This is a genomic window from Brevibacillus sp. AG162 (genome assembly GCF_006715575.1).
Classification (GTDB): Bacteria; Bacillota; Bacilli; order Brevibacillales; family Brevibacillaceae; genus Brevibacillus; species Brevibacillus brevis.
This window is the reverse complement of the sequence record NZ_VFNO01000005.1, coordinates 160,233-185,675: the sequence shown is the minus strand read 5'-3', so window position 1 is coordinate 185,675 and position 25,443 is coordinate 160,233. Positions and strand designations below refer to the sequence as shown.

The following is a 25,443-nucleotide window of genomic DNA, read 5'->3' as shown; positions in this document are numbered from 1 at the left end:
TACAATGAGAAGAAGAGGAGGGGACAATGTGCGTTTTCACAGCAAGCTGATGTTGATTATTTGCTCGCTCCTATTTGGTGTGATTGTCATACTCGGTACGATGTTTGAACAGATGCTGGCGGGCGTATTGGAGCATGAGATCGGGACGCGAGCACTGCATACCGCCAAGACCGTCGCGCAGATGTCCGAGATCAAACAGGCATTTGACGCAGAAGATCCTGCCAAGATTATCAATCCAATCGTGGAAAAAATACGCGTGGACACGAATGCGGCATTTATAACAGTAGGAAATTTGCAAAGCATCCGCTATTCACATCCTGAACCAGAGCAGATTGGCAAAAAGATGGTGGGAGGCGACAATGAGGCAGTATTTGAGGGGCAATCCATCATCTCTGAGACAGTCGGCTCGCTAGGCCCCGGACTCAGAGGAAAGACTCCGATCTATGATGAGGAAGGAAAGGTGATGGGAGTCGTTTCTGTCGGCTTTTTGTTTGAGGATATAAATGAAACGATCGAATCGTATCGCAATCGAATCTTCGTCATCGGTATCGTCACCTTGCTCTTGGGTGTGGTGGCTACACTCATTCTTTCACAGAATGTAAAGAAAGCCATATTTGGTTTGGAGCCAGAACAGATCGGGCGATTGTATCAGGAAAATCAAGCTGTGCTGGAATCGATTCGCGAAGGCATCGTGGCGGTCAACAAGGAAGGGTCGATCACGCTCGCGAATCAGACCGCCCTCCATATGCTGGGGCAAGCGAAGGATAAAGACAGTATCATGGACAAACAGGACGAGCTGGTTCGTTCGCTGGGCCTTCATGAGGTGATTCAGACAGGGAAAGCCGAATTTGACCGCGAAACGAATGTGGACGAGCACGTATTAGTCGTGAACCGCGTCCCGATTATGGATAAGGAGCGCCATGTTATGGGTGCTGTAGCGAGCTTTCGCAATCGGTCCGAGCTGTTCGAGGTCACACAGGAGCTGTCACGGGTGAAGGAGTACGCGGAAGTCCTTCGTTCCCAGACGCACGAGTATTCCAACAAGCTGCATCTCATATCAGGACTTATCCAGCTCGAATCGTATCAGGAAGCCATTGAAACGATTTCTTCTGAGTTAAATGTGCATGTCCACAATACGACGTTTATTATGCAAGAAGTCCCCGACCCACTGATAGGTGGCTTGCTGCTCGGGAAGCTGAATCAAGCCAACGAACGCAAAGTGGAATTAAAGATTGATCCGGAAAGCAACTTCCGTGACATTCCTGCCTCGATCGATCGCTCACAGCTGATTGTCATTCTCGGCAATTTGATAGATAATGCGATGGACGCTGTAAAAGCTCCAGGGGCATTTGCACCAGAAATTACGATCTTTTTACTCAATATGGAAGAGGTCTTGCTCATAGAGGTAGAGGACCGCGGACCAGGCATCTCCGAAGAGAATGCTGAACGAATCTTTGAGCTGGGCTTCTCTACGAAATCACAACCCAATCATGGCTACGGCTTACATTTAGTCAAACAAGCTGTCTTACACGTACACGGAAACATTACGCATACAGGAAATCCGGCGGGAGGAACGATTTTTACCGTGACGATACCAAAAGATGCACGCACGGCAGAACGGAAGGAGGCCGTTAAAGGTGATACGGGTACTCATTATTGAAGACGACCTGAGAATTGCAGAGGTAAACCGACGCTTCGTGGAAAAAGTGGAGGGGTACGAGGTGATTGGCATTGCCACGAATGGGCAAGAGGCCAAGGACCAAATGGAAATTTTGCAGCCCGATCTCGTGTTGCTTGACATTTATTTTCCGGATATGGACGGCCTCGATTTTTTGTCGATCATAAAGGAGCAGTTCCCTGCAACAGATGTCATCATGCTGACAGCTGCCAAAGAAGTGGATGCGGTTGTAGAGGCGATTCGCTACGGCGTATTCGATTTTATTACCAAGCCGCTTATCTTTGCTCGCCTGCAACAAACGTTACGGAATTATCAGGAGTTCAGGCAAAAGGTGAGTGATTGGAAAAAAGACACCGATCAAATCAGTCAAGCCCAAATCGATGAGCTCATTGCCCGGACAGGCCAGAAGAAGACAACCGAGACAAGGGCAGTCAAAGGTATTGATCAAATTACGTTGGACAAGATTTCTGGCTTTCTCATGCAGACGCAGGAGGCTACGACGGATTTGGTCAGCAAAGAAACAGGCATTAGCCGTTCAACAGCAAGGCGGTACCTAGAATATTTAGTAGCCAAAGGAGACGCCATCGCAGACCTTTCGTACGGTGTCGTCGGACGTCCAGAGCGCGTATACAAGAGCGTCGGACGGCAAAAAGAATAAAAAACCCTCTGCGCCCGCAAGTAAGGTTCGAGCCTACTTGAGAGCGTGGAGGGTTTTTTGTACTTATGATTTATAAGTATTTAGAAGGTTTCGAAGAACCAACGAAAGCTGGTGAGAAGAAAAAGCGCAGGGCTCGCAGACCTTGACAACGCCCACCCAGTCGGAACTTCCAAAAGGGGACCCGATTGTCGAACACTTCCTCTTTGAGAAACTTCCGCCCGTAGGGTGGCTTTGGCTCGACGGTCCCCTTTTTGAAGTGGAGACGGCCAGTCAATCCCCCTTGCGGGCGTGTCAGAGTCGAAGAGAACTGTGCTTTTTCTTCTCCTCCCCTATGTTGACTCAAACCAGGGCCTACTTAATCACACAGCTCGCTTCCACCCGATAAATACGCTGCCCGCGAGAAGAAAAGCGCTCCTCGTACTCCGTCATCACATTATCTGCCGATAGCTTGGACTGGTGCAGGTCAAAGGTGATATTGCGCATCTGGAAGCGCTCCGCAGCGAATTGGTTGAGTGAAAACTCAAAAAGGTTCTCGTTGTCTGTCTTCATATGAATCTCGCCGTCTGCCACAAGTACCTGACGATAGGTGTTCAAGAAGCTTTTGTAAGTAAGACGGCGCTTGGCATGACGGGTTTTTGGCCACGGATCACTAAAGTTCAGATAGATGCGAGAAATTTCATGATCGGCAAACAAGTCGGTCAACTTGGAAGCGTCGTATTGGACAAAGGCCAGATTCGGAACAGCTTTGTACTCCGTACGCTGGACCGCACGCAGAACGACCTCCGCCTTCAGTTCAACCGCAATGAAATTGATGTCAGGGTGACGCTCGGCCAATGTATTAATGAAACGTCCTTTTCCACAGCCGATCTCCACATGAATCGGGTTGTTATTCCCGAAGCGTTCCTTCCAATTTCCTTTATAGGAAAGGGGATTGTCTACAAACGTCGGATATTCTCTCAGGGCCGCTTCGGCACCTGGAATGTTACGCAGTCGCATATGTGCCTCCTTCAAAACGAACTCCTATCTACTTTACGATGACTCCCTGCTAGTTGCAAGTAGAGAGAGAAGAAAGGGAAGCGAGATTCCAGATACAGATTACGTGAAAAAGGAGTGAAAAGGGGTTTTTTGTAAATGGGACTAGGAAGAAAGTCACACGTGGCGCGGATTTGAACAAATCGGGGGTGGATAAATTTTGCCAATTTAGGAGGGACTTTATGGCAAGAAAATAGACTGAAAATTTGAGGAATGCCTGTTAAATCAAGCGCGAAGGCGTCAAGCGGTAATCGTATCCAGTAGAAAAAATAGTTTTTGGTAAGTTTTTGGTAATTTCATAGAGGGTGAGCTTTGGTAAAGTAGAGAACAAGTGAGAGGTCAGCCAAACTTTGCATAAAATGGTCCCTTGTTGAGCAGGGATCTTTTTCACAAGAAAAGGGAGGATGAACAGCATGAAATTACATAAAGCCCTCATCGGAATCGTAATGGGAGTAGTAATGGGAGTCACAGCGATTGTCGCTCCACTGCCGCAAGAGCAAAATGTGGCCGAGGCTGCATGGTCGCAATCCAGGGCGGACAAGGTCATTGCCACGGGAAGAAAGTATCTGGGTACTCCTTATAAATTCGGCGCGAGCAGTAATACCACAGCCGTATTTGATTGCTCTTCCTTTACACAGCGCGTATTTAAAGTCGCAGTCGGCAAGAGCTTGCCACGCTCTTCTCGCGATCAAGCCAAGAAAGGAACGAGTGTGTCCAAGGCCAACCTGAAAAAGGGAGACTTGGTGTTCTTTAAGGCGAGTACGACGACAACGTCCAAACGGATTACACACGTGGCGATTTATGCAGGCAACAATAAACTCTTACATACATATGGAAAACCAGGAGTGACGTATTCGACCTTTAAAGGCACGTCCTGGGAGAAGCGCTTCGTTTCGGCACGGCGAGTCTTGTAATCTACTCGTCTGGCTCTCTACTTACTAATACGTCTGGCAACGCAATTTGTTGCGAGAATCGAGGAATGCAAATCTTGTAAAAAATGCGAAAGCCCTTGCCTTGTGGAGTCTCCCACAAAGACAAGGGCTTTGGTCTGTATGCTAGCAGTGTGCTAGATTTTCAAAATACCACCCATGCTCGCATTCGTTACTAGCTTGGAGTAACGAGCCAGATAGCCTGTTTTTACTTTCGGCTCGAATTCTTTCCAGCCTTCTTTGCGGCGAGCCAGCTCGGCTTCATCCACGTGCAGTTGGATCGTGCGCTCCTCGAGGTCAATCGAAATGATATCTCCGTCCTGTACGAAGGCAATTGGACCGCCTTCTGCGGCTTCTGGAGACACGTGACCGATACTGATCCCGCGGGAAGCACCGGAGAAGCGTCCGTCTGTAACGAGAGCGACTTCTTTCCCGAGGCCCATACCCACGATTTGCGAGGTAGGAGCCAGCATTTCTGGCATACCTGGGCCGCCTTTAGGTCCCTCGTAGCGGATGACGACAACATGACCGGATTTGATTTTGCCAGCAGCGATTCCTGCCAGAGCCTCCTCTTGGGAGTCGAAGCAGATGGCTGGACCTTCGTGCTTTTTAATAGAAGGATCGACACCGCCTGTTTTGATGATCGAGCCTTGTTCCGCTAGGTTGCCGAACAGAACAGCGAGTCCGCCGGAAGCACTGTACGGGTTGTCCAGGCGACGAATGACTTGATCGTTTTTGATTTCAGCGTCAGCGATGTTTTCGCCAAGGGTTTTGCCCGTTACGGTGATGCGGTCTGGATGGATCGCGCCTGCTTTTTTCGCAATTTCTTTCAGAACAGCTGATACGCCGCCTGCCTCGTGGCAATCCTCGATATGATAGTCGGAGGAAGGAGCCAGCTTGCAAATATGCGGAATGCGCTTCGCTACTTCGTTGATGCGCTCGATCGGGTATTCGATGCCTGCTTCTTGTGCAATAGCCAGTGTATGGAGAACGGTATTGGTTGACCCACCCATCGCCATGTCGAGTGCGAATGCATCGTCGATTGCCTCGAGTGTCACGATGTCGCGTGGTTTAATGTCGCGTTCAATCAGATTTTTCAGTTTTTCAGCAGATGATTGTACCAGCTCGCGGCGTTCAGGAGAGACTGCGAGTACCGTACCATTGCCAGGCAGAGCCAAACCGATGGCTTCGAGCAGACAGTTCATCGAGTTCGCTGTAAACATACCGGAACAGGAACCACAAGTTGGGCATCCATATTGCTCCAGCTCTTCGAGTTGCTGGTCGTTGATCAAACCTGCTTGGTGAGCGCCGACACCCTCGAATACGGAGGAAAGCGAGATGGAGCGACCATCACTCGTTTTTCCGGCTTTCATAGGACCACCGGTTACAAATACGGTTGGAATGTTGACACGAAGTGCACCCATAATCATCCCAGGCGTGATCTTGTCACAGTTCGGAATACAGATCATGCCGTCAAACCAGTGAGCAGCGACAACGGTTTCCAAGCTGTCTGCGATGATCTCGCGGCTCGGGAGGGAGTAGCGCATCCCGATATGTCCCATAGCGATTCCGTCGTCAACACCAATCGTATTGAATTCGAATGGAACCATGCCAGCAGCACGAACGGCTTCTTTGACCAATTTTCCAAACTCCTGCAAGTGCACGTGACCTGGAATAATGTCGATGTACGAGTTGCAAATAGCGATAAACGGTTTATCGAAATCCTCATCCTTTACACCTGCTGCACGAAGCAAGCTGCGGTGCGGTGCGCGGTCGAATCCTTTTTTGATCATGTCACTTCGTTGTCTGGCCAATTTGAAAAACTCCCTTCCCATACGGATAATGCCTGTCTTATGTTTTGAACTATCTTATCAATTTTTAATAACAGAAACAACCGTAAAAGTCTGAACATTTGCTCAGTCTCGAATGGTTCGGACAACTGCTCTCGATTGGCATAAGCTTAGGAATCATAGCGAAATCAGCTTGTTTGGGATAAAATAGAAGAATCGATTCTATTTTGGTTGGAGTGAACAAAATGTTAGATGAATTAAAAAACATCTGGTCGGACGGGAATGAAGAGGAGCGTCGTATTCTTGAGCTGGCTGTTCAGGCAATTCATCAGAAGCGGGAACGGAATAGCGCTTTTATCTCTGGGTTTCTTGGGTTAAAGGGAGAGTTCATAGACGAAGAAAGGCAGTCATATCGCTTCGAATTGCCTCTGACCCCTTTTATGCACAATTCAGGTCGAGTTGTTCATGGAGGAATTCTCGCGACCTTGATCGATTCAGCGATGGGCTCCTTGATCAATCGGTCCTTGCCACCCAATCAGTATGCAGTGACGACAGAGCTAAAGCTCAATTATTTGCTTCCGGGAATAGGGGAGCGGCTGCGCGCAGAAGCGAGCTTTTTGCATCGCGGACACACGTTGGTCGTCATGGAGGGCAGTGTCTACGATGATCGGAATAGGCGGATCGCCCACGGTACAGGAACGTTCATTGTGCTATCCAGAAATGATCGGAAATAAAAAAACTCGCTCCACACCAAAAAGGTGAGAGCGAGGGGTGACGGTGTTATTTGATGACAACGAGACCGCTGTATTCCGAAATATAAGTGAGCATTTTGGCTGAAAGCGGTACGATAAACTCCATGTTTTCTTTTTCGACGATACCGGATCGGGAAACAATCCGTGCCCACTTGGCGGTCAGCTTGTAGTAATCGGAACCAAATGAGGCATGAACGGTCTCACTCTGATGCCGAAACGTGACAGGGGTAGTGTTTAGCTTCATCGGGACCATGCTGATGATATCCTGCAAAAACAAATGGTAGGTCATGTGTGGCTTGAAAAGAACAAGCTCCTTTGTGGTAACAGAGAAGCCGTAGCTATTGTTCATTTGGGTGAATTTGAGTTCACCTTCCATATTTTTCAGCCGAATGAAGTCGGTATTCATGTTTATCCCCCTCCTTCGGGTGTCTTTCTATGATAGTAATGTTCCCTGTGAAAGTGCAAGTGAAAGGTTGTTCCATACAAAAATAAGGAGCGAAATGACATGATCGAAATTGCAAAAGAAGCAGCAAGTGTCGCGGGTGCGTTTTTGAAGGAACGTTTTCTCGAACAGCTCGTACCCGATGAGGAATTGCATAACGACGTGAAGCTGCCAGAGGATAAAGGCAGTGAAAAACGCATCATTGAAGTACTGCATCGCCACTTCCCGACACATACCATTTTTTCTGAAGAGGTTGGAATGGTTTCCCGTGAGGAAGAGTATTTGTGGATTATCGATCCTTTAGACGGAACGAATAACTATTTTATCGGCTATCCGTATTTCTCGATCTCGATTGCGTTGCAGCACAAGGGAGAGCTGGTGCTGGGCGTTGTCTACAATCCGGTAGCGGGTCAAATGTTTTGGGCGGAAAAAGGAAAAGGAGCCTATTTGAACGGAAAACGATTGAACGTCAATAACCGCCAAGACCTCACACGTGCAGTCGGTACGTACATCCGTGGACGCGATACGGTCACGAAGGAAGAAGAGATGGCTTTCACAGAACCGTTTGTTTTCCAGACCAAGCGTCTCATGCGAAATATTGCGCCTGCGCTGGATTGGTGCTTGCTGGCAAACGGATGGCTCGATTATGTCGTGATGCAGCGATCCAATATTATGGATGTAGCCGCCGGAATTGTCATCGCCCAGGAGGCGGGTGCAACGATTACGGACTGGTCTGGAAAACCGTATCAGCATGAGCCGTTCCAACAAGATCACACTCCTTCATTGGTGGCGAGCAACGGGCATTTGCATGAAACGATTCGCGGTATGATTCGACCGTAACAGGAACAAAAGAAGTAGGACTTATGTAGCGGTTTATGGCTTTGCTGGATTTCTTTTCATTTATTGGCAACCAAATGTTTCGGCGGACGTATAAAATTGTTGCGTATGATTTGCTATTCTATGATAGGTAAAAGAGGTGAGAAAAATGGCACGAATGGAATATCGGCTGCTGGATGAGGCGAGGGGATTCCCTGTTCAGTTTTACTACGACAACGTGAACAAAGATGAGGTCTCCTTGCGTTTCGCTTGCGATTATTTGGTGAAGGGGCATGTTGTTTATGAAAAGACGTCCTGTGCAATCGAAAACGGCACGTATGTGATTTACGTCAAGCGCTCTACAGAAGAGCAGGCTGTCGATTATGCGGAGGCTGTGACTGCACGCTGGGGCAGCATTCAGATCGAAATGCGTGAATATCAAGAAAATGCAAGCATTTATCCGCTGGTACACACGTTTTATTTCAAGGACGATGACGATGCTCTCTTGCATTTGCAAAGCGACTATTTGTACGTGAATGGACGCGAATGGGAAAAGACATCGGCCGAGGTGGATGAAGATCGGCAGGTTTATGTTTACTACGCGAAGCCAGTGTAGGAGGAAGGAAAATGGCACAAACGAAATCGAAGAAAGTAGTCGGTCTGTTCGTCGCGGCTGCACTTGCGATCAGCGGTTGTTCTTCCGGGGACGACTATGATGATGATTGCTACGATAACGACAATGACGGCTATTGTGACGATAGCAGCAGTAGTAGCGGAGGTTCTGGCTCCACTTACAGGTCTTACAAGAGCAAATCCGGAGTATCGAGTGGGATAAGCACGAGCAGCTCTAAGGGCGGAATCGGCAGCTCGGGCTATTCCAGCTCCGGGTGAGGTGAGAGAAGTGGAAGACCATTACCGACGAGAACGAGAGGCGCTGTACAGCCCGATGCGGGAAGAGGGCGTATTTACCTGGGATTGGATGTATGGCGAGGAATATGCGCTTCATGATATCCACCTGATCTCTCCCTCCTTTCGAGAGGAAATCGCGATGGCAACCGAGCGGCTTGGGCAAATCTTTACAAAGGTCGTTCCGGTATTGCAGCGTGCAGAGGACTCCCTGTTGCTGGAACTAGGAGTGCCAAAGCAGGCTTTGCAGGCAGTCAGGGTCGCCGTTTCCCAAACAATGCCGACTGTGATTGGACGCTTTGATTTTGCCCAGACGACAGAAGGATTAAAGATGCTCGAGTGCAACAGTGATACCCCTACAGGAATCGTCGAGGCTTTTTATGTGAACGGTCGTGCTTGTCGTCATTTCCTGCGCGAGGACCCGAATGAAGGGATGGAGCGGCAGTTGCGTTCAGCGTTCAGCAAGGTGGTCGACGCTTATCGGGCGCAGGGCTATGATACGGGCTCTATCTGGTTTAGCTCGCTCGACTGGCATGAGGAAGACAAGGGAACGACATTATACTTACTGAACCAATCGGGTTTGTCTGCCCGGTTTGCCGCTTTGGAGCATTTGCGTGTTTGGCAAGATCGTCTCTATGTAAAGGAGAAAGAGGAGCTACTGCCAGTCGATGTGCTGTACCGTCTGCATGCTTTGGAAAAGCTGGCGGCAGAACAGGATGAAGATGGCTACCGGACTGGTGAGCATGTGCTTTCGTTGATTGCCCGCAAAAAGCTGGCCATTATTAATCCTCCTTCTGCGTTTCTCATTCAGACGAAGGCTTTGCAGGCGCTCATCTGGAACTTGCATGAGGCGAATGAGTTTTTCACAGAAGAGGAGCACACGATCATCGAAGCTTACATGCTGCCGACTTATTTTGAAAATCGGTTTGCAGGCAGGGAGGACTACGTCACGAAGCCGATTTTTGGGCGGGAAGGTGGCGGCGTCATGCTGTTTGCATCAGATGGTACGCTGCAAGAGAAGGATCAGGAAGAGTTTTACTGGGAGCAGCCGATGATTTATCAGAAACGGGTAGAGCTTCCAGAGATAACGGTTCAGACAATGAAAGGAGCTTATGCTGGACGGCTGCTCTGGGGGTCCTTTTGGATCGGCACAGAGGCATCGGCAATTGTAGCCCGTGTCGGAGGACCGATTACAAACAACCTATCCTATTATTTGCCGGTCGGCATAGACAAGTAGCGAAAGGAGAGGACAACTTACATGTTGGGACAATTGGATTACGTAGTAAACTTTTTAACGTATTTGGCAGTGACCATTCCGATATTGGCTGTGGGGATTTTTGTGTTTACGATTACGACTCCTTACAAGGAGTTTGATCTGATCAAGCAGGGAGCACAGACTGACGATCCGAAGAAGATGGCAGCGGCAAAAGCAGCCTCGCACGATTTGGGAGGCAAAATCATCGGTTTGGCAATCGTCCTCGCTTCGGCTGTATACCACTCCGTTAACTTGTGGGATTTGGTCATCTGGGGTATTGTAGGAATGGTATTTCAAGTCATCATTTTTTATTTGTTCGAATGGGTCACACCATTTAAAGTCGTGTCTGAAATTCCGAACGGGAACGTATCCGTCGGTATTTTCGCTTCGCGGTTGAGTATTGCAGCGGGCTTGTTGATGGCTGCGCTGATCAGCTACTAAGCATGGAAAGAGGCGTTCACCTTCGAAGTATGGTGCTCAAGTAGGTTCTCTACATTTGGCTCCTCCCGCTTCAGGTTCTCGCCTCTTTTTCGATGCAGAACAGATCATATTTTGAACAGGCACTTATGAGCACAGGGAGGAGTCTTTTTGTTCTGGCGCGTCATGTATGAGATTTTTATCATTATGCTTGTGATTACGTATGCGATCCTGTTGTTCGCAGACTTCTCTAATCATCCTCTGTTGACTGATGAACTGATGGACAAGGTAGACACTGGGCTGATCATCTTGCTGATTGTCGAGTATTTGTTCCGGCTATGGAGAGCGAAAGACAAACGAAAATTCGTTTTCGCCAACTGGTTCGATCTGATCGCAATGATTCCATTGGACTCGTATTTGTATTTAGCCAGAATCATGCGCGTGCTTCGGCTGGTGCGCATCGTGCGAGCTTCTCCGTTTTTGTTGGGAATCATTCGATCAGGCCCGATGCGTCAAGTATTTGGTGTCGTCACGATCATCATGCTGTGGAGCTCGACTGCTATTTATTTGCTCGAATACGGTGTAAACGAGAACATCAAAAGCTTCCCAGATGCGTTGTGGTGGTCGATTGTGACAACCACGACAGTCGGCTATGGGGATATTTCGCCTGTGACGGCAGGTGGAAGGATCATGGCGACGATCTTGATGATAACGGGGATCGGAATGCTAGGAGCTTTGACGGCGAATTTTGCTACGCATTGGACAGAGACACATGAAAGCAAAAGCCAGGAGAAAGATCGCTTGACCGAAGAGATCAAAAAGCAGGCGATCGCAAATATCCAGCAGATCGAAAACTTGACCGAGCGCGAGTATGAGACGCTCAAAGAAAGTGTGGATTTGCTGTATCGTCGAACGAGGAAAAAGGGTGAGGAATAAGGGGAGAGCTGTCAGGCAATAGGCCTGGCAGCTTTTTTCTTCTCCCTTTTTGAATCACTTTCATAATGTTTAAAAAGCTGCGTAGGAAGAAGTTCATTTCCAGTTAAAGCGCCTCTGGAGCCCGACCAAGCGTAGGAATAAATGGCGGGGAATTTAAGCTTCACTTATGGAATACCTCTCTGAAACTTCTACGTTTGAAGCGCTCCCGCCATTTATTCCGAAGCGGACAGTCAATCCCCCGTGCAGGGCGTAGGCCGAAGCGCAGACTGGAAATGAACTTCTTCCCTCACCTATAGCAACGTCCCAAACAGTATGTTCAAGTGAAAGTTGATTTTGTTATTGACGAGGCAATCCATCCCAATTATAATTCCGAGTAAACATATATGAATTACAAAATAAGTTTGGGTAAGGGGATTATCCGATGGCGAAAACAGCGGTTTTGGTAATTGCTCACGGTTCACCTGATCCTGACTGGTTGGCGTTGGTGGAATCAGCCGTTTGGCAGTGCCGCACTGATTTGCCAATTCGGGTAGCTTACTTGGGAGGAGTGGAAGGACGAGGCATCAGCGATGAAGTGAAACGTCTGGAAGCATCAGGAGCGAAAACGATTGTCGTCGTTCCGCTATTCGCCACGGCAGGAAGCAATCACGTAGGGGAAATCCGTGCGATGCTTGGACTGGACCCATGGCCGACAGGAGAGACAGACCTGATTCGCGTTCCGGTTCAGGCAAGAATTCTCTGGTGTCCGCCATTGGAGGATCACGGAAATGTCGAGCAGATCGTGGCAGAGCGAATCGCAAGTCTATCACGTTTGCCTAGTCAGGAGGCTTTGTTGCTCGTCGGGCACGGCAGTGACTTGCCTGGATGTCATGAGCGCTGGGAAAAGCTGCTCTTGCGTCTGACATTCCGCTTGCAAAACCGCTATGCATTTGCCGCTGCCGGATATGCGACACTGAGACCTGATACGCTGTACGAACAAGCCTGTTTACTGGCACAAAAAGGGGATGTCCTCGTGCTTCCTCTGTTCGTCAGCCAGGGCTACTTCACGCGACAAGCAATCCCGAAACGGCTTGCGGGCTTGGCTTATCGCTATGAGGGCAGTGCGTACTTGCCCCACCCACTGATTGCGGACTGGATGACCCAATCGATTCGAATGGCATTGGTAACTGACATCTTCACACAAAGGAGCATGTACGAGCATGGCAGAGAGAAAGCAGTGGAAGTGGGCTGCTGATCCATCCCTCAACAAAATGGAGTTTACGAAGCTGGAAAAAGACGGACTGGACGTCATCGAAACGATCGTAAACACCTATTCCAAAGAAGGCTTCGCATCGATTGATTCTTCTGATATGGATCGATTTAAATGGGCAGGCGTCTATCAGCAGCGGCCAAAGGATGGTCATTTCATGATGCGTGTGCGTATACCAGGAGGCATTTTGAACAGTGAACAAGCTCGCGTGCTCGCCACAATCGCGGAAGATTATGGACGTGATCTGGTGGATGTGACTACACGTCAGGCCGTGCAATTTCATTGGCTCACGGTAGAATCGCTCGCTGACATTTTCGATCGGCTCGCATCAGCGGGACTATCCTCTTTTGAAGCATGTGGAGACTGCCCGCGGCAAATCATGGGGAACCCACTGGCAGGAATTGATCCGCATGAAGTACTGGATACGCGTCCCATCGTTGCGGAGTTAGAAAAATTCTTCTTGCTCAATCGCGACTTCTCTAATCTGCCACGCAAGTACAAAATATCGATTTCGGCCAATATCCATAACGCCGCGCATGCGCAAATCAACGATCTGGCTTTCACTCCGGCCAAAAAAGAAATTGGAGGCGAGGAAGTGATCGGCTTCCACGTCTGGGTAGGCGGCGGCTTGTCAGCGAAGCCATACTTGGCGAAGCAGCTGAATGTTTTCGTCCGACCAGAAGAGGTCGTCAAAGTTGCGGCAGGAGTTACGACTCTGTTCCGCGATTTCGGCTACCGTCAAAAACGCACGCATGCACGTCTCAAGTTCTTGGTCGCTGACTGGGGACCAGAAAAGTTCAAGGAGCAATTAATGGAGTTGGTTGGAGAGCTTGAGTCCGGCGGTATTGATTTAACTTCGGGCTGGAATGGCGGATATTTTTACGGCATTCACGAGCAGAGCCAAGCAGGACTGTACTACGCAGGCTTGTCTGTTCCGGTTGGGCGGATGAATGCAGAAGAATTAAATGAATTGGCCCGTCTGGCGGACGAATACGGCGATGAGACGATTGGCACCTGTAACACCCAAAATGTTCTGATTCGCAACATTCCCGAAGAGAGGGTAGCAGCTTTCCGCAATGAGCCGATGATTGTGAACCGTTTCAAATTGCAGCCCAATACATTTGTCGGGTATGCCGTATCTTGCACAGGCACGGAATATTGCAATCTGGCTATCGTGGAGACCAAGGAGCGGATGCGTTTGCTGGCTCAATATTTGGATGAAACGGTTGTGCTCGAAACGCCACTGCGCATTCATATGATTGGTTGCCCGAATTCTTGCGGTCAGCGCCAGATTGCGGATATCGGCCTGCAAGGCGCATTGGTCAAGACACCGAACGGGATGGTAGAGGCGTTCGACATCCATGTAGGCGGGACACTGGAGGAGCCGCAATTCAACCGCAAGCTCAATGCGCGGATTACCGTGGACAGACTCGGTCCGTTCCTCGCCCAATTGATTACGCTCTACAAGGCGGATCGTCAGGAAGGCGAACCATACTGGCGTTACGTGGAGAGGGTAGGACTTTCCCATATCCAGGCGCAGGTAGACTCCATTTTGCAACCAGCGTAATGCCCTGTGTGGAATATAGCCAGGTTAGGAGGGGACATGTCATGGCAGAGGAACAAACAGAGAGCTATCTTTACAAGCTGGAAGCCGTGCTAGAGGAAGGGCGGTTACTGACGGTTGTGGTGATCGCCAAAACGGATGAACGAGCCTTCTCTTCAGCCGAGAACAATCTCTTGCGACATACGATAGCGCCACCTCGTATCAAAGAGCTGAGCCTGGTGGAAAAAAAGCCGCTCGGACGCCAAGGAGTCGGGTACGTAGTGGAGACCTCAAAGTTTGGATAATGGGACGATGGCTCTTCCTGTGAAGGGGAAAAGCAGCAAGGAGGACGGATTCGTAATGAACACAGGCAGAGTCGTTTTTGTCGGAGCAGGGCCTGGTGACCCAAAGCTGCTGACGATTCGCGGCATGGAGTCGCTTCGCCTTGCGGATGTGATTGTGTACGATCGCCTAGCAAGCCCGCAGCTTCTCTGGTACGCAAAAAAGGGAGCCACTCTCATCTATTGCGGGAAAGAAGCGGATCATCATACATTGCCGCAAGAGGAGATCAACCTCCTGCTCATCCGGGAAGCCCAAAAAGGAAAATACGTCCTTCGACTGAAAGGCGGGGATCCGAGCATGTTCGGGCGGGTAGGAGAGGAAGCGCAGATGTGCCGTGAGCATTCTATTCCGTTTGAGATCGTGCCAGGGATTACTTCCGGGATGGCGGCTCCGCTCTATGCGGGTATTCCGCTGACTCATCGTGACTACAACTCTTCCGTCGCTTTTGTCACCGGTCACTTGTGTGATAAAAATGCGGGAAAGGAGCCGGACTGGGCAGCCCTCGCCTCGATGGAAACGCTGGTCATCTACATGGGTGTGAAAAATTTGCCTCGTATCAAGGAGCGCCTTCTTGCGCATGGAAAAGCCGGCCATACGCCCGTTGCTCTCGTGCGCTGGGGGACAGTGCGTGAGCAAGAGACGTTGATCGGCAAGCTTGGGACGATAGATAAGGAAGTCGAGCAGGCTCGTTTTGCCGCACCGGCTATCATTATTGTAGGTGAGGTCGTCCGTTTGCGGGAATCGCTGAACTGGTACGAATCACGCCCCTTGTTCGGTAAACGGGTAGCTGTGGCAAGAAGAGCGAGCGATGAAGGAAATAGTGAGCTCGTGATTGCTTTGGAACAGTTGGGTGCCGAAGTCATGCCGATTCCTTTGATCGAACGCTGCACGTTTGACACACCAATGACAGAGCTTTCCACTTATCGTTGGCTCGTCTTCGAGAATGAGCAGCAAGTAGCCTTTTTTACTTCTGCCTTGCGACAACAGCGTTATGATGTGCGGCGCTTGACGAGCAAGCTGGCTGTTTGTGGACAACGGGCTTTTGATGCTTTCGAGAAACGGGGGATATATCCGGACTTGGTGCTGGAAGAAAACACATCCCTGCTGGCACTCCCCGACCTGCTAGCCTTGGAAAAAGAAGAGCAGGTGCTTTACGCAGGGGCAAGGAAGCCGCAAAAAATTACGCTGGACCACGGCAAGGTGATTCAAGTGATCCAAGCGGGCACGCTCGAATGGGAGGAGAAGCACCCTGGTTCGAAAAAGGAAGGATTGTCATTTGACTGGCTAGCGACGGATGACGCTCAAACGCTGTCAGCGCTGGCGCAATTCGCTGGCGATGTCTGGTCAAAGACACCGATCGTATGCGTCGGAAAGGAAACAGCAGATGCAGCGAGAGGAATGGGCTGGCAAACCGTGAGCAGCCATGCAGACAGCGCGATCCATATAAATGAGCTTATGGCGTGGCGCGACCATGCCAAGCAAGGGCAGACTCTTGTCTTGTCGGCGACTGGTTCACAGGAAGGATCGCACGCTGAATGATCAAGGAGGGGGCATATGAGCCAGCTGAATTATGCATCAGCTACAGAGGAACAACTCGATTCCATCAATAAAAGTCTCACAAAGGGCGACACCATAGATGTCATCAAATGGGCCTACAAGACATTTTCAGATGATTTGATTTATTCGTGTAGCTTTGGAGCCGAGGCCATGGTGTTGCTCGATATGATCAGCGATGTGAAAAAGGATGCCAAGATCACTTTTTTGGATACCAATCTCCACTTTTCCGAGACGTACAGCTTGATTGAGCAGGTGAGAGCAAGGTATCCTGCGCTGCGGCTAACGGTCAAGCAGCCAGACATCACGCTGGCACAGCAGGCAGACCTTCATGGCGAAGAGTTGTGGAGCAGGCAGCCGGATATGTGTTGCCATATACGCAAAGTACAGCCGATGGATAGTGTGCTGACCGGAGCAGTTGCATGGATGTCTGGACTACGCAGAGAGCAGTCTGCCACGAGAGCGAATGTCGAGTTTATCAATCGTGATGAAAAATTCCAGTCGCTAAAAATTTGCCCGCTCATTCATTGGAAGTCGGAGGAAGTGTGGCAGTATATCCGAGCATTTGAATTGCCGTACAACCCCCTTCACGACCAGAGCTATCCGAGTATCGGCTGCGCGCCTTGTACGCGTCCTGTAAAAGAGGGCGAGGATTCGAGAGCAGGGCGCTGGGCGCAAGCAGGGAAAACGGAATGTGGGCTGCATCTCGCAAGGTAACGAGAAAGAGAAGAACAAACCAAGGATAGGAGGGGCTTTTGTATGAGTGGGAAACCTCACGGGGGAGAGCTGGTAAACCGTTTTGATCCACAGGCAGACCTGTCGGTGACTACGCATGAGGTGGAGATAGATGCATTTGCACTCGCAGATCTGGAGTTAATCGGGATTGGGGGCTACAGTCCGCTTGAGGGATTTTTGGATCGGGCGGATTATATTTCTGTCGTTGAGCAGATGCGGCTGGCAGATGGTACCGTTTGGAGCATTCCAATTACGCTTCCGGTCTCGACGACTGTCGCAGGAGCCTTGCAGATCGGAGACAAGGTGCGGCTGAGCCATCAGGGCTCGGTATATGGCATTCTTGCGATCACCGATATTTATTCACCTGACAAGGAGCGAGAGGCCCGGCTCGTCTATGGCACCGACGATCCGAATCATCCCGGGGTGAAAAAGCTGCTGGAGCGTCCCGCCGTTTATTTGGGTGGCCCGATTACGTTGGTAAAGCGCACCGAAAAAGGCCGTTTTGCCAGCTATCACTTCGATCCGGCACAAACGAGAGAAAGATTTGCCGAGAAGGGCTGGAAAACGATTGTCGGCTTTCAGACGCGTAACCCCGTCCACCGCGCGCATGAATACATTCAGAAATCAGCGCTCGAAATCGTTGACGGTCTCTTTTTGAATCCTCTCGTGGGCGAAACGAAGGCAGATGACATCCCTGCAGATGTGCGGATGAACAGTTATCAGGTATTGCTGGAAAAATACTATCCGGCTAGCCGGGTAGAGTTGGCCGTGTTCCCGGCTGCCATGCGCTACGCGGGACCGCGGGAAGCGATTTTTCACGCATTGGTGAGGAAGAATTACGGCTGCACTCATTTTATTGTAGGCCGGGACCATGCTGGTGTTGGCAACTATTACGGGACGTACGATGCCCAGCATATTTTCCGCCAGTTCCAGCCAGAGGAGCTAGGGATTACGCCATTATTTTTCGAGAACAGCTTTTATTGCAAGAGCTGCGAAAACATGGCCTCTACCAAAACGTGCCCGCATGACAGTGAGCATCATGTCGCGCTGTCCGGGACAAAGGTGAGGGAAATGCTGTCGCGCGGGGACGCTCCGCCACCAGAATTTAGCCGTCCTGAGGTCGCACAGGTATTGATCGAAGGACTGCGACCGGTGTCCGTATAAGCGGCTAAAAGAAAGCAGTTGTAAGAGAGGAGAGAGACGATGAGTAGAGAGGGCACCGCGAATATTGTATGGCATCCAACAACGGTAAACAAACAAGACCGTCAGAAGCGTGCAGGCCACAAAAGCTGTGTCTTATGGTTTACGGGGCTGTCTGGTGCGGGCAAATCGACGTTGGCCAATGCAGTCGAGCACGAACTGCATCAAAGAGGGCTAGCCAGTTACGTACTGGATGGTGACAATATACGTCACGGCTTAAACCACGGATTGGGGTTTGGAGCAGAGGACAGACGGGAAAATATTCGCCGAATTGGCGAAGTCGCGAAGCTGTTCGTGGATGCAGGTGTGATTACCTTGACGGCGTTTATCTCTCCGTATCGGGAAGACCGGGAGCTTGCGCGCAATCTGGTAGAGGCAGGAGAATTCATCGAGGTATACGTAAAATGTTCATTGGAAGAGTGCGAGCGCCGGGATGTGAAGGGACTATACCAAAAAGCGAGAAGCGGGGAGATTGGTCAGTTTACGGGGATTTCAGCACCGTATGAAGAGCCTGTTCAAGCGGAGTTGGTCATTGAGAGTGACAAGCAGACGATTGAAGAAGCTGTCCAGATTGTTCTTACATACCTGGAAGAGCACCAAATTCTCTAGTTTCATCGGTACGTAAAAAAGCACGACGCGAGAGGCGCCGTGCTTTTTTCGTGAGGGAAAATATTACTTCGTAGTGGTCGCTGCTTCTTCAGCTTCCAGATCCTCAGCCATTTCTTCCATCCATTTTTGTTGATCAACCATGCTTTCAGCGATTGGACGAACAAAGCCTTTGTCGCTGAAGCTGTTGATTGCTTTTTCATCTTTCACCAGCTGTTCTACAGTCAGACCAGCATCTTTTGCTGGCGCATTGAACTTGGTTGCTTTTCCGAAGTTGTATGCATATTGATCAGCAGCCAGACCGATTGTTACAGCTTGCTTCATTTCAGGCGCTTGGAACGTTACGCTCAGATCGCTTGTTTGTTTCACAGGCATTTTGTTGCTGTCGATGTAGAAGTCGAGGTTCCAAGCAAGCTTGTGGAAGCCTTCTTTTTTCATTTCTTCTACGATTTTTTCAGGTGTGTATTCTTTACCTGTTTCATCCAACCATTTTTTCGCTTCAGCCATGCCTTCGTTTACCATCGCTTCCGCATTTGCGCGCTTCTCAGCTTCTGTGGTTTTCTTGCCCAGTTCCGGGTACAGATCTTCTGTCATGGAAGTGGTCAGTACCATCATATCGATCGCAAAATCTTTTACTTCTTTGCTAGCTACTGCATCGTTAGCTGTGAAGAAGAACATTTTTACCAATTCTTTTGCGTCGATTTTTACAGTTACATGAGTCGCTTCTACTTTTTCACCGTTCGGCAATGTAACGGATTGTTTGCCATGGTTTTTCGCGTCTGCCAATGTATAGCCGTATTTACTTACATACTTTTTCACAAAGTTGAAAGTAAGGTCGTTCATTTTGTCTTGGTATTCTTTCAGCTTCGCCGCGTTAGCAGCATCGGAGCCGCCAAACTCAGCCATGAATGGATTGGATGAGTTCGAATCGATTACCAAGTATTTGCTGTCCAGCGGAGACTTCACGTAGACTTTATCTTCGTCAACGATCGTTTCAACGGATGCTCTTTTGTCACCTGTCCAGAGCTTGTTGTCGCGCAGGAGCTTGTCGTCTTTTACTTCTACTTCAAACTTCACAGTGTCCAGATCCAGCTGGGAGCCTTTTACTGTTACGCCTGCTTTCAAAGCGGACAACAACGCCTGTCCTTCTTTGTCAGCCGGTTCTCCGAATGCTTCAGGCAATTTCTCAACGTCACCTGTCAGCTTCAAGGAGCCTTCAAAATCATAGTTTGGCTTGTCAATTGTCGCTACGATAGAATCACGCACCAGGGATGCCTCGCCAGCACAACCGGTCAGCAGTACCGTACCTGCTACCAAAAGGGCGCTACCTTTTTTCCACATGATGTGTTCCTCCCCTATGTATTTAAATTTTTATTCCCCTTTGTTCTACGCTCAAATAGAGAAAAGGTTTCGCAAAAACGGAAAAAAATCACAATCCAGCTAATTCTGCCCCCTTTTCGTGGTAAGATGAAGGGGAAAAGATGGTTAGTGAAGAAAGGGCGTTGCAACATGTGGTCGTGGCTTCAAAAGCTGATGAACTTTTTTCAGGGAGAAAGAGAAGAGGAAATAGAGGAAGAAGGCCGTCCGGCAGGTACCGGTAACCCAACAGGTACTCCCGCTCCCCGTCAGCCTCAGGCGAGAACAAAAAGCATATATCCAAAAGAACGGGTAGACACTCGAGATATAGAAGACAATGTGCGTCAAAGAAGAGAGCGTCAATTTCGTTTTCCAGTTGTCCCGGATGACTATTTGGAGAAGAAGCGCAATCGTAGCGAGAATCCTGCCGAATCGAATGAACGCAGTCGCCAGCAGGCACCTCGTGAGCGTTTCGAGCCCAAGCGTGAAACGGTGCGGCCAGCAAATGAGCGCGTGCTGGAAACAAAGACAGAGCCCGTTTTCGAGAAAAAGAAACCTGAGCTTGTCAAAAACAACATCGAGATGCCGCAGCGTCCAAACCGTACGCCGCAAAAAGAAGCGGAAAAAGTAACGAGACCCGTTTTTTCTGCAGAAGAAAAGCGTGCCTATCAGCCGTCTGAAATCGTTTCCCCTGTTTATGGAAAAATTACCCCTGCGACGCGCGAGGCGGAACATCGAATCCATACGACTGCGGGAATCATTTATCCGCGTTTGGAGCAAGAAGAGCATCTACAGCAAATGAAGCAGTGGGAACAAGAAATCAGCGAGCGGTATTTTCAAGAGGAGCAAGAGTCTGCTTCTTTTGAGCAAAATGAACCGCAGCATGTTTTTGTTGCGGATAATTCTGTACATAACGAAGGAGAAAATGCTGCTGCGGAGACTGCTGTGGCAGAAGCTCTTGATTCAGAACGTGAGGTTGCTGCTTCCGTACAATTGGAAGAGACGGTGGCACAAGTGCATGAGGAAGAAGAGGCACAAGCAGAAGAGAGCGAACTTGCAGAACCAATGGCGAGCGTGAATTCCGAAGAGAAGGAATCGGAGTCTATTGGGCAATTAGAATCTACAGACGACTCTCAAGCGATGGAAGAGCGGATAGCCCATGAAGAAGCCGAGCATAGACTGATCACTACACTCAGTGCGGTTGTGCAGGTGGAGAGCGAGAATGATGGCGATAACGTGGAGTCTCCTTCTGTTGAGGAGGAGAATCAAGCAGTCAATACGGAGCTGGAGAGCGATGCCATCGAAGAGCCTGCCTATGCATCTGCTATCAGCCGTTTGCTAGAGAGAGCAGAAATAGATTCACCACAGGAACTCAGTTCAGCAGGAACGGCTTCGGTTTCCGAAGAGATGCCAGAGCGAACAGAGCCAACTGAGCCTGAATCCATTGCTCAACCAATTGTGGAACCGATTGTAGAACCAGTTGTAGAACCAGTTGTAGAACCAGCTGCAGAATCTGTTGTGGAAACCGTACCAGTCCCTGTCCCAGCTTCATCCGTTGCACAGTCCGTGAACATTTCTCAGGCATCCATTACTAGGCAGCCTGCTGTTCCGTTAAAAGACTCGTCCAATGAAGCTGACCAAGGAGCAGAGTCAGCACAGCCGCCATACGCGTTGCCGGATTTGGGACTGCTGAATCCGAGCCCGCCGGTCAGCGATGATGACGATGAGCATACGCAAATTCAAAAGCTGTTATTGGAAGAGACGCTCGCGAATTTCAATGTCAGCGCTCAGGTCGTAGGGATTGTCAAAGGCCCATCCGTGACACGCTTTGAGCTGCAACCGGCTCCCGGCGTAAAAGTGAACAAGATTACAGGATTGATTGACGATATCAAGCTGAATTTGGCTGCCAAAGACATTCGCATCGAGGCACCGATTCCAGGACGCAATGCCATCGGAATCGAAGTCCCGAATATGTCCAGCCAGCCTGTATTAATCGAGAAGATCATCAGCTCAGACAAGTTTCAGGAACATTCATCTCCGCTGGCGGTCGCACTCGGTATGGACATCGGCGGAGAGCCGATTATTGCGGATATTAAAAAGATGCCGCACGGTTTGATTGCTGGCTCGACAGGCTCGGGTAAAAGTGTCTGCATCAACTCCATCATCGTCAGTCTGCTGTACAAGGCGACTCCTGAGCAGGTGCGATTGCTCTTGATCGATCCGAAAATGGTGGAGCTCGCCCCTTACAATCATTTGCCGCATCTGGTTACGCCTGTCGTAACGGAGGCCAAGCAGGCAACGGCTTCTCTCAAGTGGGCCGTGGAAGAAATGGAGAAGCGCTATGCGCTGTTCGTAGATGCGGGTGTTCGCGATATTGAACGCTACAATCAGACGACAGACGATCAGCTGCCATATATCGTGATCGTCATTGATGAGTTGGCTGACCTGATGATGGTCTCGCCGCAGGATGTGGAGGACTGCATTATCCGGATCGCCCAGAAGGCGCGTGCTTGCGGTATTCATTTGCTTCTGGCGACACAGCGCCCGTCCGTGGATGTCATTACCGGAAACATCAAGGCAAACGTACCGACTCGTCTTGCTTTTGCCGTGTTCTCCCAAGTGGACTCGCGCACGATTCTCGATCAGTCTGGGGCAGAACGACTGTTGGGTAGAGGGGACATGCTGTTCCTTGAGAGCGGCACGACTCCAGTCCGTCTGCAAGGGAACTTCGTTTCGGATGACGAGATTGAGCGAATCACGCACATGATCAAAAAGCAAAGAAAGCCTGCGTACATTTTCAGCAAGGAAGATTTGGAGCAGCAGGTTGCTTCGTTTGACAGCGGAGATGATCCGTTGTATCTGGAAGCGCTCGTGTTCGTGGCCGATCAGGGACAAGCTTCTGCATCTGGATTGCAACGCCGTTTCCGCGTCGGATATAACCGTGCTGCCCGACTCATCGAAATGATGGAGGCAGATGGGTACGTCGCTGGACAAAGTGGCGGTAAGGCTCGCGCTGTCCTGATTTCCAAGGAGGATGCACAAGCCGTAGTGGAGGGATCAACACTCGTGTAAAAAACGAGGGTCTTGCATAGAGCAAGGCCCTTTCTAAACGGACGAGTTGCCTAAATATTCAGTAAGGTAGTATGCTATAAGATAGATGTTGAGATGGAAAGGAACGATGACGATGAATCCACTGGCGAAAAAGTATCAGGAAATTGACGACAAAATGGTCTTGTTCAATGAAGAGTATTATTTGAGCGTGGAAAAAATCGACATTGCCGCAATGACGCTGGAAAAAAGGGAGTCGCTCTTTAATCAACTGTACGATTTCGACAGTTCGGATATGGAGCTGGAGATCGACGTCTCCGAGGAAGATAAGGGCGTTTGGTACTTGCAATTGCTCGTACCGCATGTATTGACACTGCCTGAGGCTGCCAAAAGACGGATCGAAAATGGAATCAATCAACTCACTCAGCATTTGACTGAACAGGCAGATGAGCTTGTGAGAACGCAATTGCTTGGGGAAGAAATTTATGCCTATGTGAAACGGTACAATCCGGATTTGGAGCGTATTGCCTAATGACAAACATCCATCTATCCCACAACGCGGGGGCAGATGGATGTTTTTTTTACCTTATGCTTTGGCAATTTTGGTCGCCAGCCAGGTACAGGCGGTCTTATTGGTTGTGGTTGCAATCCATTCGCACGGTTGGTTGTTTACAGGAGTGATCAAGCGCAGTGTATCGCCTTTGAGCCCGCCGTATTTGACGGTGGTGCTTGGTGGGGCTGCTACATACACCACACGCTCGTTGATCGAAACAGTTGGGATATAGGAAGAGTTTTCGGATTTGTAGCCGCTAGTGAGGGAAACAGGAACAGGGAGGTTTTTCATGGAGAGGGTTATTTTATCCGAAGACTTGTGATAAAACATTTTTCCAGTAACCTGGCTGAAGTCGCCACCATCCACGGTGACTGCCAATGGGTACGTTCCGGTGCCATAGAGCATGATTGCGTGGTCAGAACCGGAATAACGGTTGTTTATGAGAGAGACGTTTCCGCAGCGGTTCAACGAAATGTTTTGGGTCAGCCGTGGGTCAAACGAACAGTTCCTCACGGTAACTTGTCTCTCGGCGAGCACATCCCATGGCTCCAAGCTCAAGGCGTAGCCGCCGATGGAAGTCGCCGTATCATTGGCCTCGAAGCTGCAGCCATCAAATACAAGTCCTACATCCGAGTAATCCACGGTAAGACCAGTACCAACCGTCTTTGTACTTCCTTGTGCGGTCGTATGCAATACCCAGCGACAGTTGCTGAACGTCATGTTTTTCATAAAGTTCACCCGATTTTTCTCATTGGGTGCGGTATAAAAAACGGATGAGCTGATACAGCCTGTCATGCCAGTGAGACTGAAGCTGGCGAGTGAAACAAGCTGACTACCTTGCACGACCATCGGGGAGGACAGGTCACCCTCCAAGTCGAGCTGCTGACGGCAAGAGACATTGCTCAGGTTTACGTGCATGGGTGTGGCTCCGTCATACCCTTCATTGAGCTCGACCTCAAAACGATCACACGCTACATTCGCTGCATTCAGACGTTCCAGGCCACCCGTAACCGTAATGTCAGAGCGTGTACGCTTGCGGCTGTCGCTGTAAAAATCGGTAATTTGCACAGAGCGGACATAGCAGTTCGTTACTCCGGCAAAGTAAAAATGGTCGGCGACTCCATCTGTACACCATACTTGTCGTAGCGCTACATAATTGATATAGCTGTTAGGACCGGCACCACGAATGTAGAAATCGGCGCTATGCTCGTAATCGTAAGGATCGGGAGGCAGCGGGTTGGCTCTTGCATTGGAATCAATCTTCAGGTTCGTGACCACAAAAGAATCAGCATCACCACCCGTGGACGTAATCGAGAAGAGCCAGCGCCAATCTGCTGCTGTTGAATTGGCTTTCCTTTTTAACACGGAAAAAGGACCGGTTCCCTGCATCACTAGGCTTTTTCCTGTTCCTAGGATGACCTCTAGCCTGTTTGGTTCAATAATATAGGTACCAGCAGGAAAAAACAGAGGAATTTGCTGGTTTAGAGCAGCAGTCAAGGCAGCCTGGATTGCCTGGGTATCGTCGGTCACTCCATCCCCCTTTGCTCCGTACGTTTTTACATCCATCCACATAAAAGCATTCTCCTCCAAAAATTGGTAGACAAGATTGTCTTCTTTTCATTTCATTCAACCATTTCTCAAATGTT

At 49.6% G+C, this 25,443-nt stretch carries 24 protein-coding genes; 19 read left to right on the top strand and 5 right to left on the bottom strand.

What is annotated here, in order from left to right; genetic code table 11:
• Nucleotides 1-28 precede the first annotated feature (28 nt).
• Together FB479_RS17140 and FB479_RS17135 are read left to right on the top strand one after the other, a co-directional pair.
• The gene (locus tag FB479_RS17140) at nt 29-1,660 is read left to right on the top strand and encodes an ATP-binding protein (protein WP_483297512.1); all 1,632 of its coding nucleotides are present in this window, start codon (nt 29-31) and stop codon (nt 1,658-1,660) included.
• Complete coding sequence (locus FB479_RS17135) at nt 1,638-2,336, top strand: DUF977 family protein (protein WP_106654470.1); 699 nt, start codon at nt 1,638-1,640, stop codon at nt 2,334-2,336. Before FB479_RS17140 ends, FB479_RS17135 begins: the two co-directional genes overlap by 23 nt.
• Before the next feature lie 351 nt (nt 2,337-2,687).
• Here FB479_RS17135 and trmB read toward each other — a convergent pair whose 3' ends face one another.
• Nucleotides 2,688-3,332 (bottom strand): tRNA (guanosine(46)-N7)-methyltransferase TrmB, encoded by a 645-nt coding sequence (trmB, locus tag FB479_RS17125; protein WP_142066098.1) that lies wholly within the window; start codon nt 3,330-3,332, stop codon nt 2,688-2,690.
• Nucleotides 3,333-3,781: 449 nt separating this feature from the next.
• Between trmB and FB479_RS17115 the strand changes: the two genes are divergently transcribed.
• Nucleotides 3,782-4,282, top strand: coding sequence for a C40 family peptidase (locus tag FB479_RS17115; protein ID WP_106654473.1), 501 nt, complete (start codon nt 3,782-3,784; stop codon nt 4,280-4,282).
• Between the two features lie 152 nt (nt 4,283-4,434).
• On the opposite strand, the gene ilvD is transcribed toward FB479_RS17115, so the two are convergent.
• Nucleotides 4,435-6,111 (bottom strand): dihydroxy-acid dehydratase, encoded by a 1,677-nt coding sequence (gene ilvD, locus FB479_RS17110; RefSeq protein ID WP_088908800.1) that lies wholly within the window; start codon nt 6,109-6,111, stop codon nt 4,435-4,437.
• 221 nt (nt 6,112-6,332) lie between these two features.
• On the opposite strand from ilvD, the gene FB479_RS17105 reads away from it, so the two are divergent.
• Nucleotides 6,333-6,821 (top strand): PaaI family thioesterase, encoded by a 489-nt coding sequence (locus tag FB479_RS17105; protein WP_106654475.1) that lies wholly within the window; start codon nt 6,333-6,335, stop codon nt 6,819-6,821.
• 46 nt (nt 6,822-6,867) lie between these two features.
• Here the strand turns inward: FB479_RS17105 and FB479_RS17100 are convergent, their stop codons facing one another.
• The gene (locus FB479_RS17100) at nt 6,868-7,245 is read right to left on the bottom strand and encodes a hypothetical protein (protein ID WP_142066097.1); all 378 of its coding nucleotides are present in this window, start codon (nt 7,243-7,245) and stop codon (nt 6,868-6,870) included.
• 99 nt (nt 7,246-7,344) lie between these two features.
• Between FB479_RS17100 and FB479_RS17095 the strand changes: the two genes are divergently transcribed.
• The 13 genes from FB479_RS17095 to cysC all read left to right on the top strand — a co-directional run bounded on the left by FB479_RS17095 (nt 7,345) and on the right by cysC (nt 18,843).
• A complete protein-coding gene (locus FB479_RS17095) occupies nt 7,345-8,121 on the top strand; it encodes an inositol monophosphatase family protein (RefSeq protein WP_142066096.1) in 777 nt (258 codons plus the stop codon).
• A gap of 145 nt (nt 8,122-8,266) precedes the next feature.
• On the top strand, nt 8,267-8,713 hold the full coding sequence (locus FB479_RS17090; protein WP_106654478.1) for a hypothetical protein: 447 nt from the start codon (nt 8,267-8,269) through the stop codon (nt 8,711-8,713).
• An 11-nt stretch (nt 8,714-8,724) separates the two neighbouring features.
• Nucleotides 8,725-8,988: a hypothetical protein gene (locus tag FB479_RS17085; protein ID WP_106654479.1), complete on the top strand. Its 264-nt coding sequence runs from the start codon at nt 8,725-8,727 to the stop codon at nt 8,986-8,988.
• Between the two features lie 10 nt (nt 8,989-8,998).
• Complete coding sequence (locus tag FB479_RS17080) at nt 8,999-10,240, top strand: glutathionylspermidine synthase family protein (RefSeq protein WP_142066095.1); 1,242 nt, start codon at nt 8,999-9,001, stop codon at nt 10,238-10,240.
• Nucleotides 10,241-10,261: 21 nt separating this feature from the next.
• A complete protein-coding gene (locus tag FB479_RS17075; protein ID WP_142066094.1) occupies nt 10,262-10,699 on the top strand; it encodes a DUF350 domain-containing protein in 438 nt (145 codons plus the stop codon).
• A 147-nt stretch (nt 10,700-10,846) separates the two neighbouring features.
• Nucleotides 10,847-11,611, top strand: coding sequence for a potassium channel family protein (locus FB479_RS17070; protein WP_142066093.1), 765 nt, complete (start codon nt 10,847-10,849; stop codon nt 11,609-11,611).
• A 421-nt stretch (nt 11,612-12,032) separates the two neighbouring features.
• Nucleotides 12,033-12,845 (top strand): sirohydrochlorin chelatase, encoded by an 813-nt coding sequence (locus tag FB479_RS17060; protein WP_106654483.1) that lies wholly within the window; start codon nt 12,033-12,035, stop codon nt 12,843-12,845.
• Entirely contained in the window at nt 12,811-14,427 is a 1,617-nt protein-coding gene (locus FB479_RS17055; RefSeq protein WP_142066092.1) for a nitrite/sulfite reductase, read from the top strand. Before FB479_RS17060 ends, FB479_RS17055 begins: the two co-directional genes overlap by 35 nt.
• A gap of 41 nt (nt 14,428-14,468) precedes the next feature.
• Nucleotides 14,469-14,708 (top strand): DUF3906 family protein, encoded by a 240-nt coding sequence (locus tag FB479_RS17050; RefSeq protein ID WP_106654485.1) that lies wholly within the window; start codon nt 14,469-14,471, stop codon nt 14,706-14,708.
• Between the two features lie 55 nt (nt 14,709-14,763).
• Nucleotides 14,764-16,284 carry a uroporphyrinogen-III C-methyltransferase gene (gene cobA / locus FB479_RS17045; protein ID WP_142066091.1) on the top strand — a complete coding sequence of 507 codons (1,521 nt, stop codon included), beginning with the start codon at nt 14,764-14,766 and terminating at the stop codon, nt 16,282-16,284.
• Between the two features lie 15 nt (nt 16,285-16,299).
• Nucleotides 16,300-17,016 carry a phosphoadenylyl-sulfate reductase gene (locus tag FB479_RS17040; RefSeq protein ID WP_142066090.1) on the top strand — a complete coding sequence of 239 codons (717 nt, stop codon included), beginning with the start codon at nt 16,300-16,302 and terminating at the stop codon, nt 17,014-17,016.
• A gap of 42 nt (nt 17,017-17,058) precedes the next feature.
• Nucleotides 17,059-18,198, top strand: a complete 1,140-nt coding sequence (sat, locus tag FB479_RS17035; RefSeq protein WP_142066089.1) for a sulfate adenylyltransferase — start codon at nt 17,059-17,061, stop codon at nt 18,196-18,198.
• A gap of 39 nt (nt 18,199-18,237) precedes the next feature.
• Nucleotides 18,238-18,843 carry an adenylyl-sulfate kinase gene (gene cysC / locus FB479_RS17030; RefSeq protein ID WP_142066088.1) on the top strand — a complete coding sequence of 202 codons (606 nt, stop codon included), beginning with the start codon at nt 18,238-18,240 and terminating at the stop codon, nt 18,841-18,843.
• A 63-nt stretch (nt 18,844-18,906) separates the two neighbouring features.
• Here the strand turns inward: cysC and FB479_RS17025 are convergent, their stop codons facing one another.
• Entirely contained in the window at nt 18,907-20,181 is a 1,275-nt protein-coding gene (locus tag FB479_RS17025) for a hypothetical protein (RefSeq protein WP_142066087.1), read from the bottom strand.
• A 168-nt stretch (nt 20,182-20,349) separates the two neighbouring features.
• Here FB479_RS17025 and FB479_RS17020 point away from each other — a divergent pair, with 168 nt between their 5' ends.
• Both FB479_RS17020 and FB479_RS17015 read left to right on the top strand, forming a co-directional pair.
• Nucleotides 20,350-23,268 (top strand): DNA translocase FtsK, encoded by a 2,919-nt coding sequence (locus FB479_RS17020; protein WP_142066086.1) that lies wholly within the window; start codon nt 20,350-20,352, stop codon nt 23,266-23,268.
• A 106-nt stretch (nt 23,269-23,374) separates the two neighbouring features.
• Complete coding sequence (locus FB479_RS17015) at nt 23,375-23,776, top strand: hypothetical protein (protein ID WP_255438432.1); 402 nt, start codon at nt 23,375-23,377, stop codon at nt 23,774-23,776.
• Nucleotides 23,777-23,830: 54 nt separating this feature from the next.
• Here the strand turns inward: FB479_RS17015 and FB479_RS17010 are convergent, their stop codons facing one another.
• On the bottom strand, nt 23,831-25,369 hold the full coding sequence (locus tag FB479_RS17010) for a glycosyl hydrolase family 28-related protein (protein WP_142066085.1): 1,539 nt from the start codon (nt 25,367-25,369) through the stop codon (nt 23,831-23,833).
• Nucleotides 25,370-25,443 lie beyond the last annotated feature (74 nt).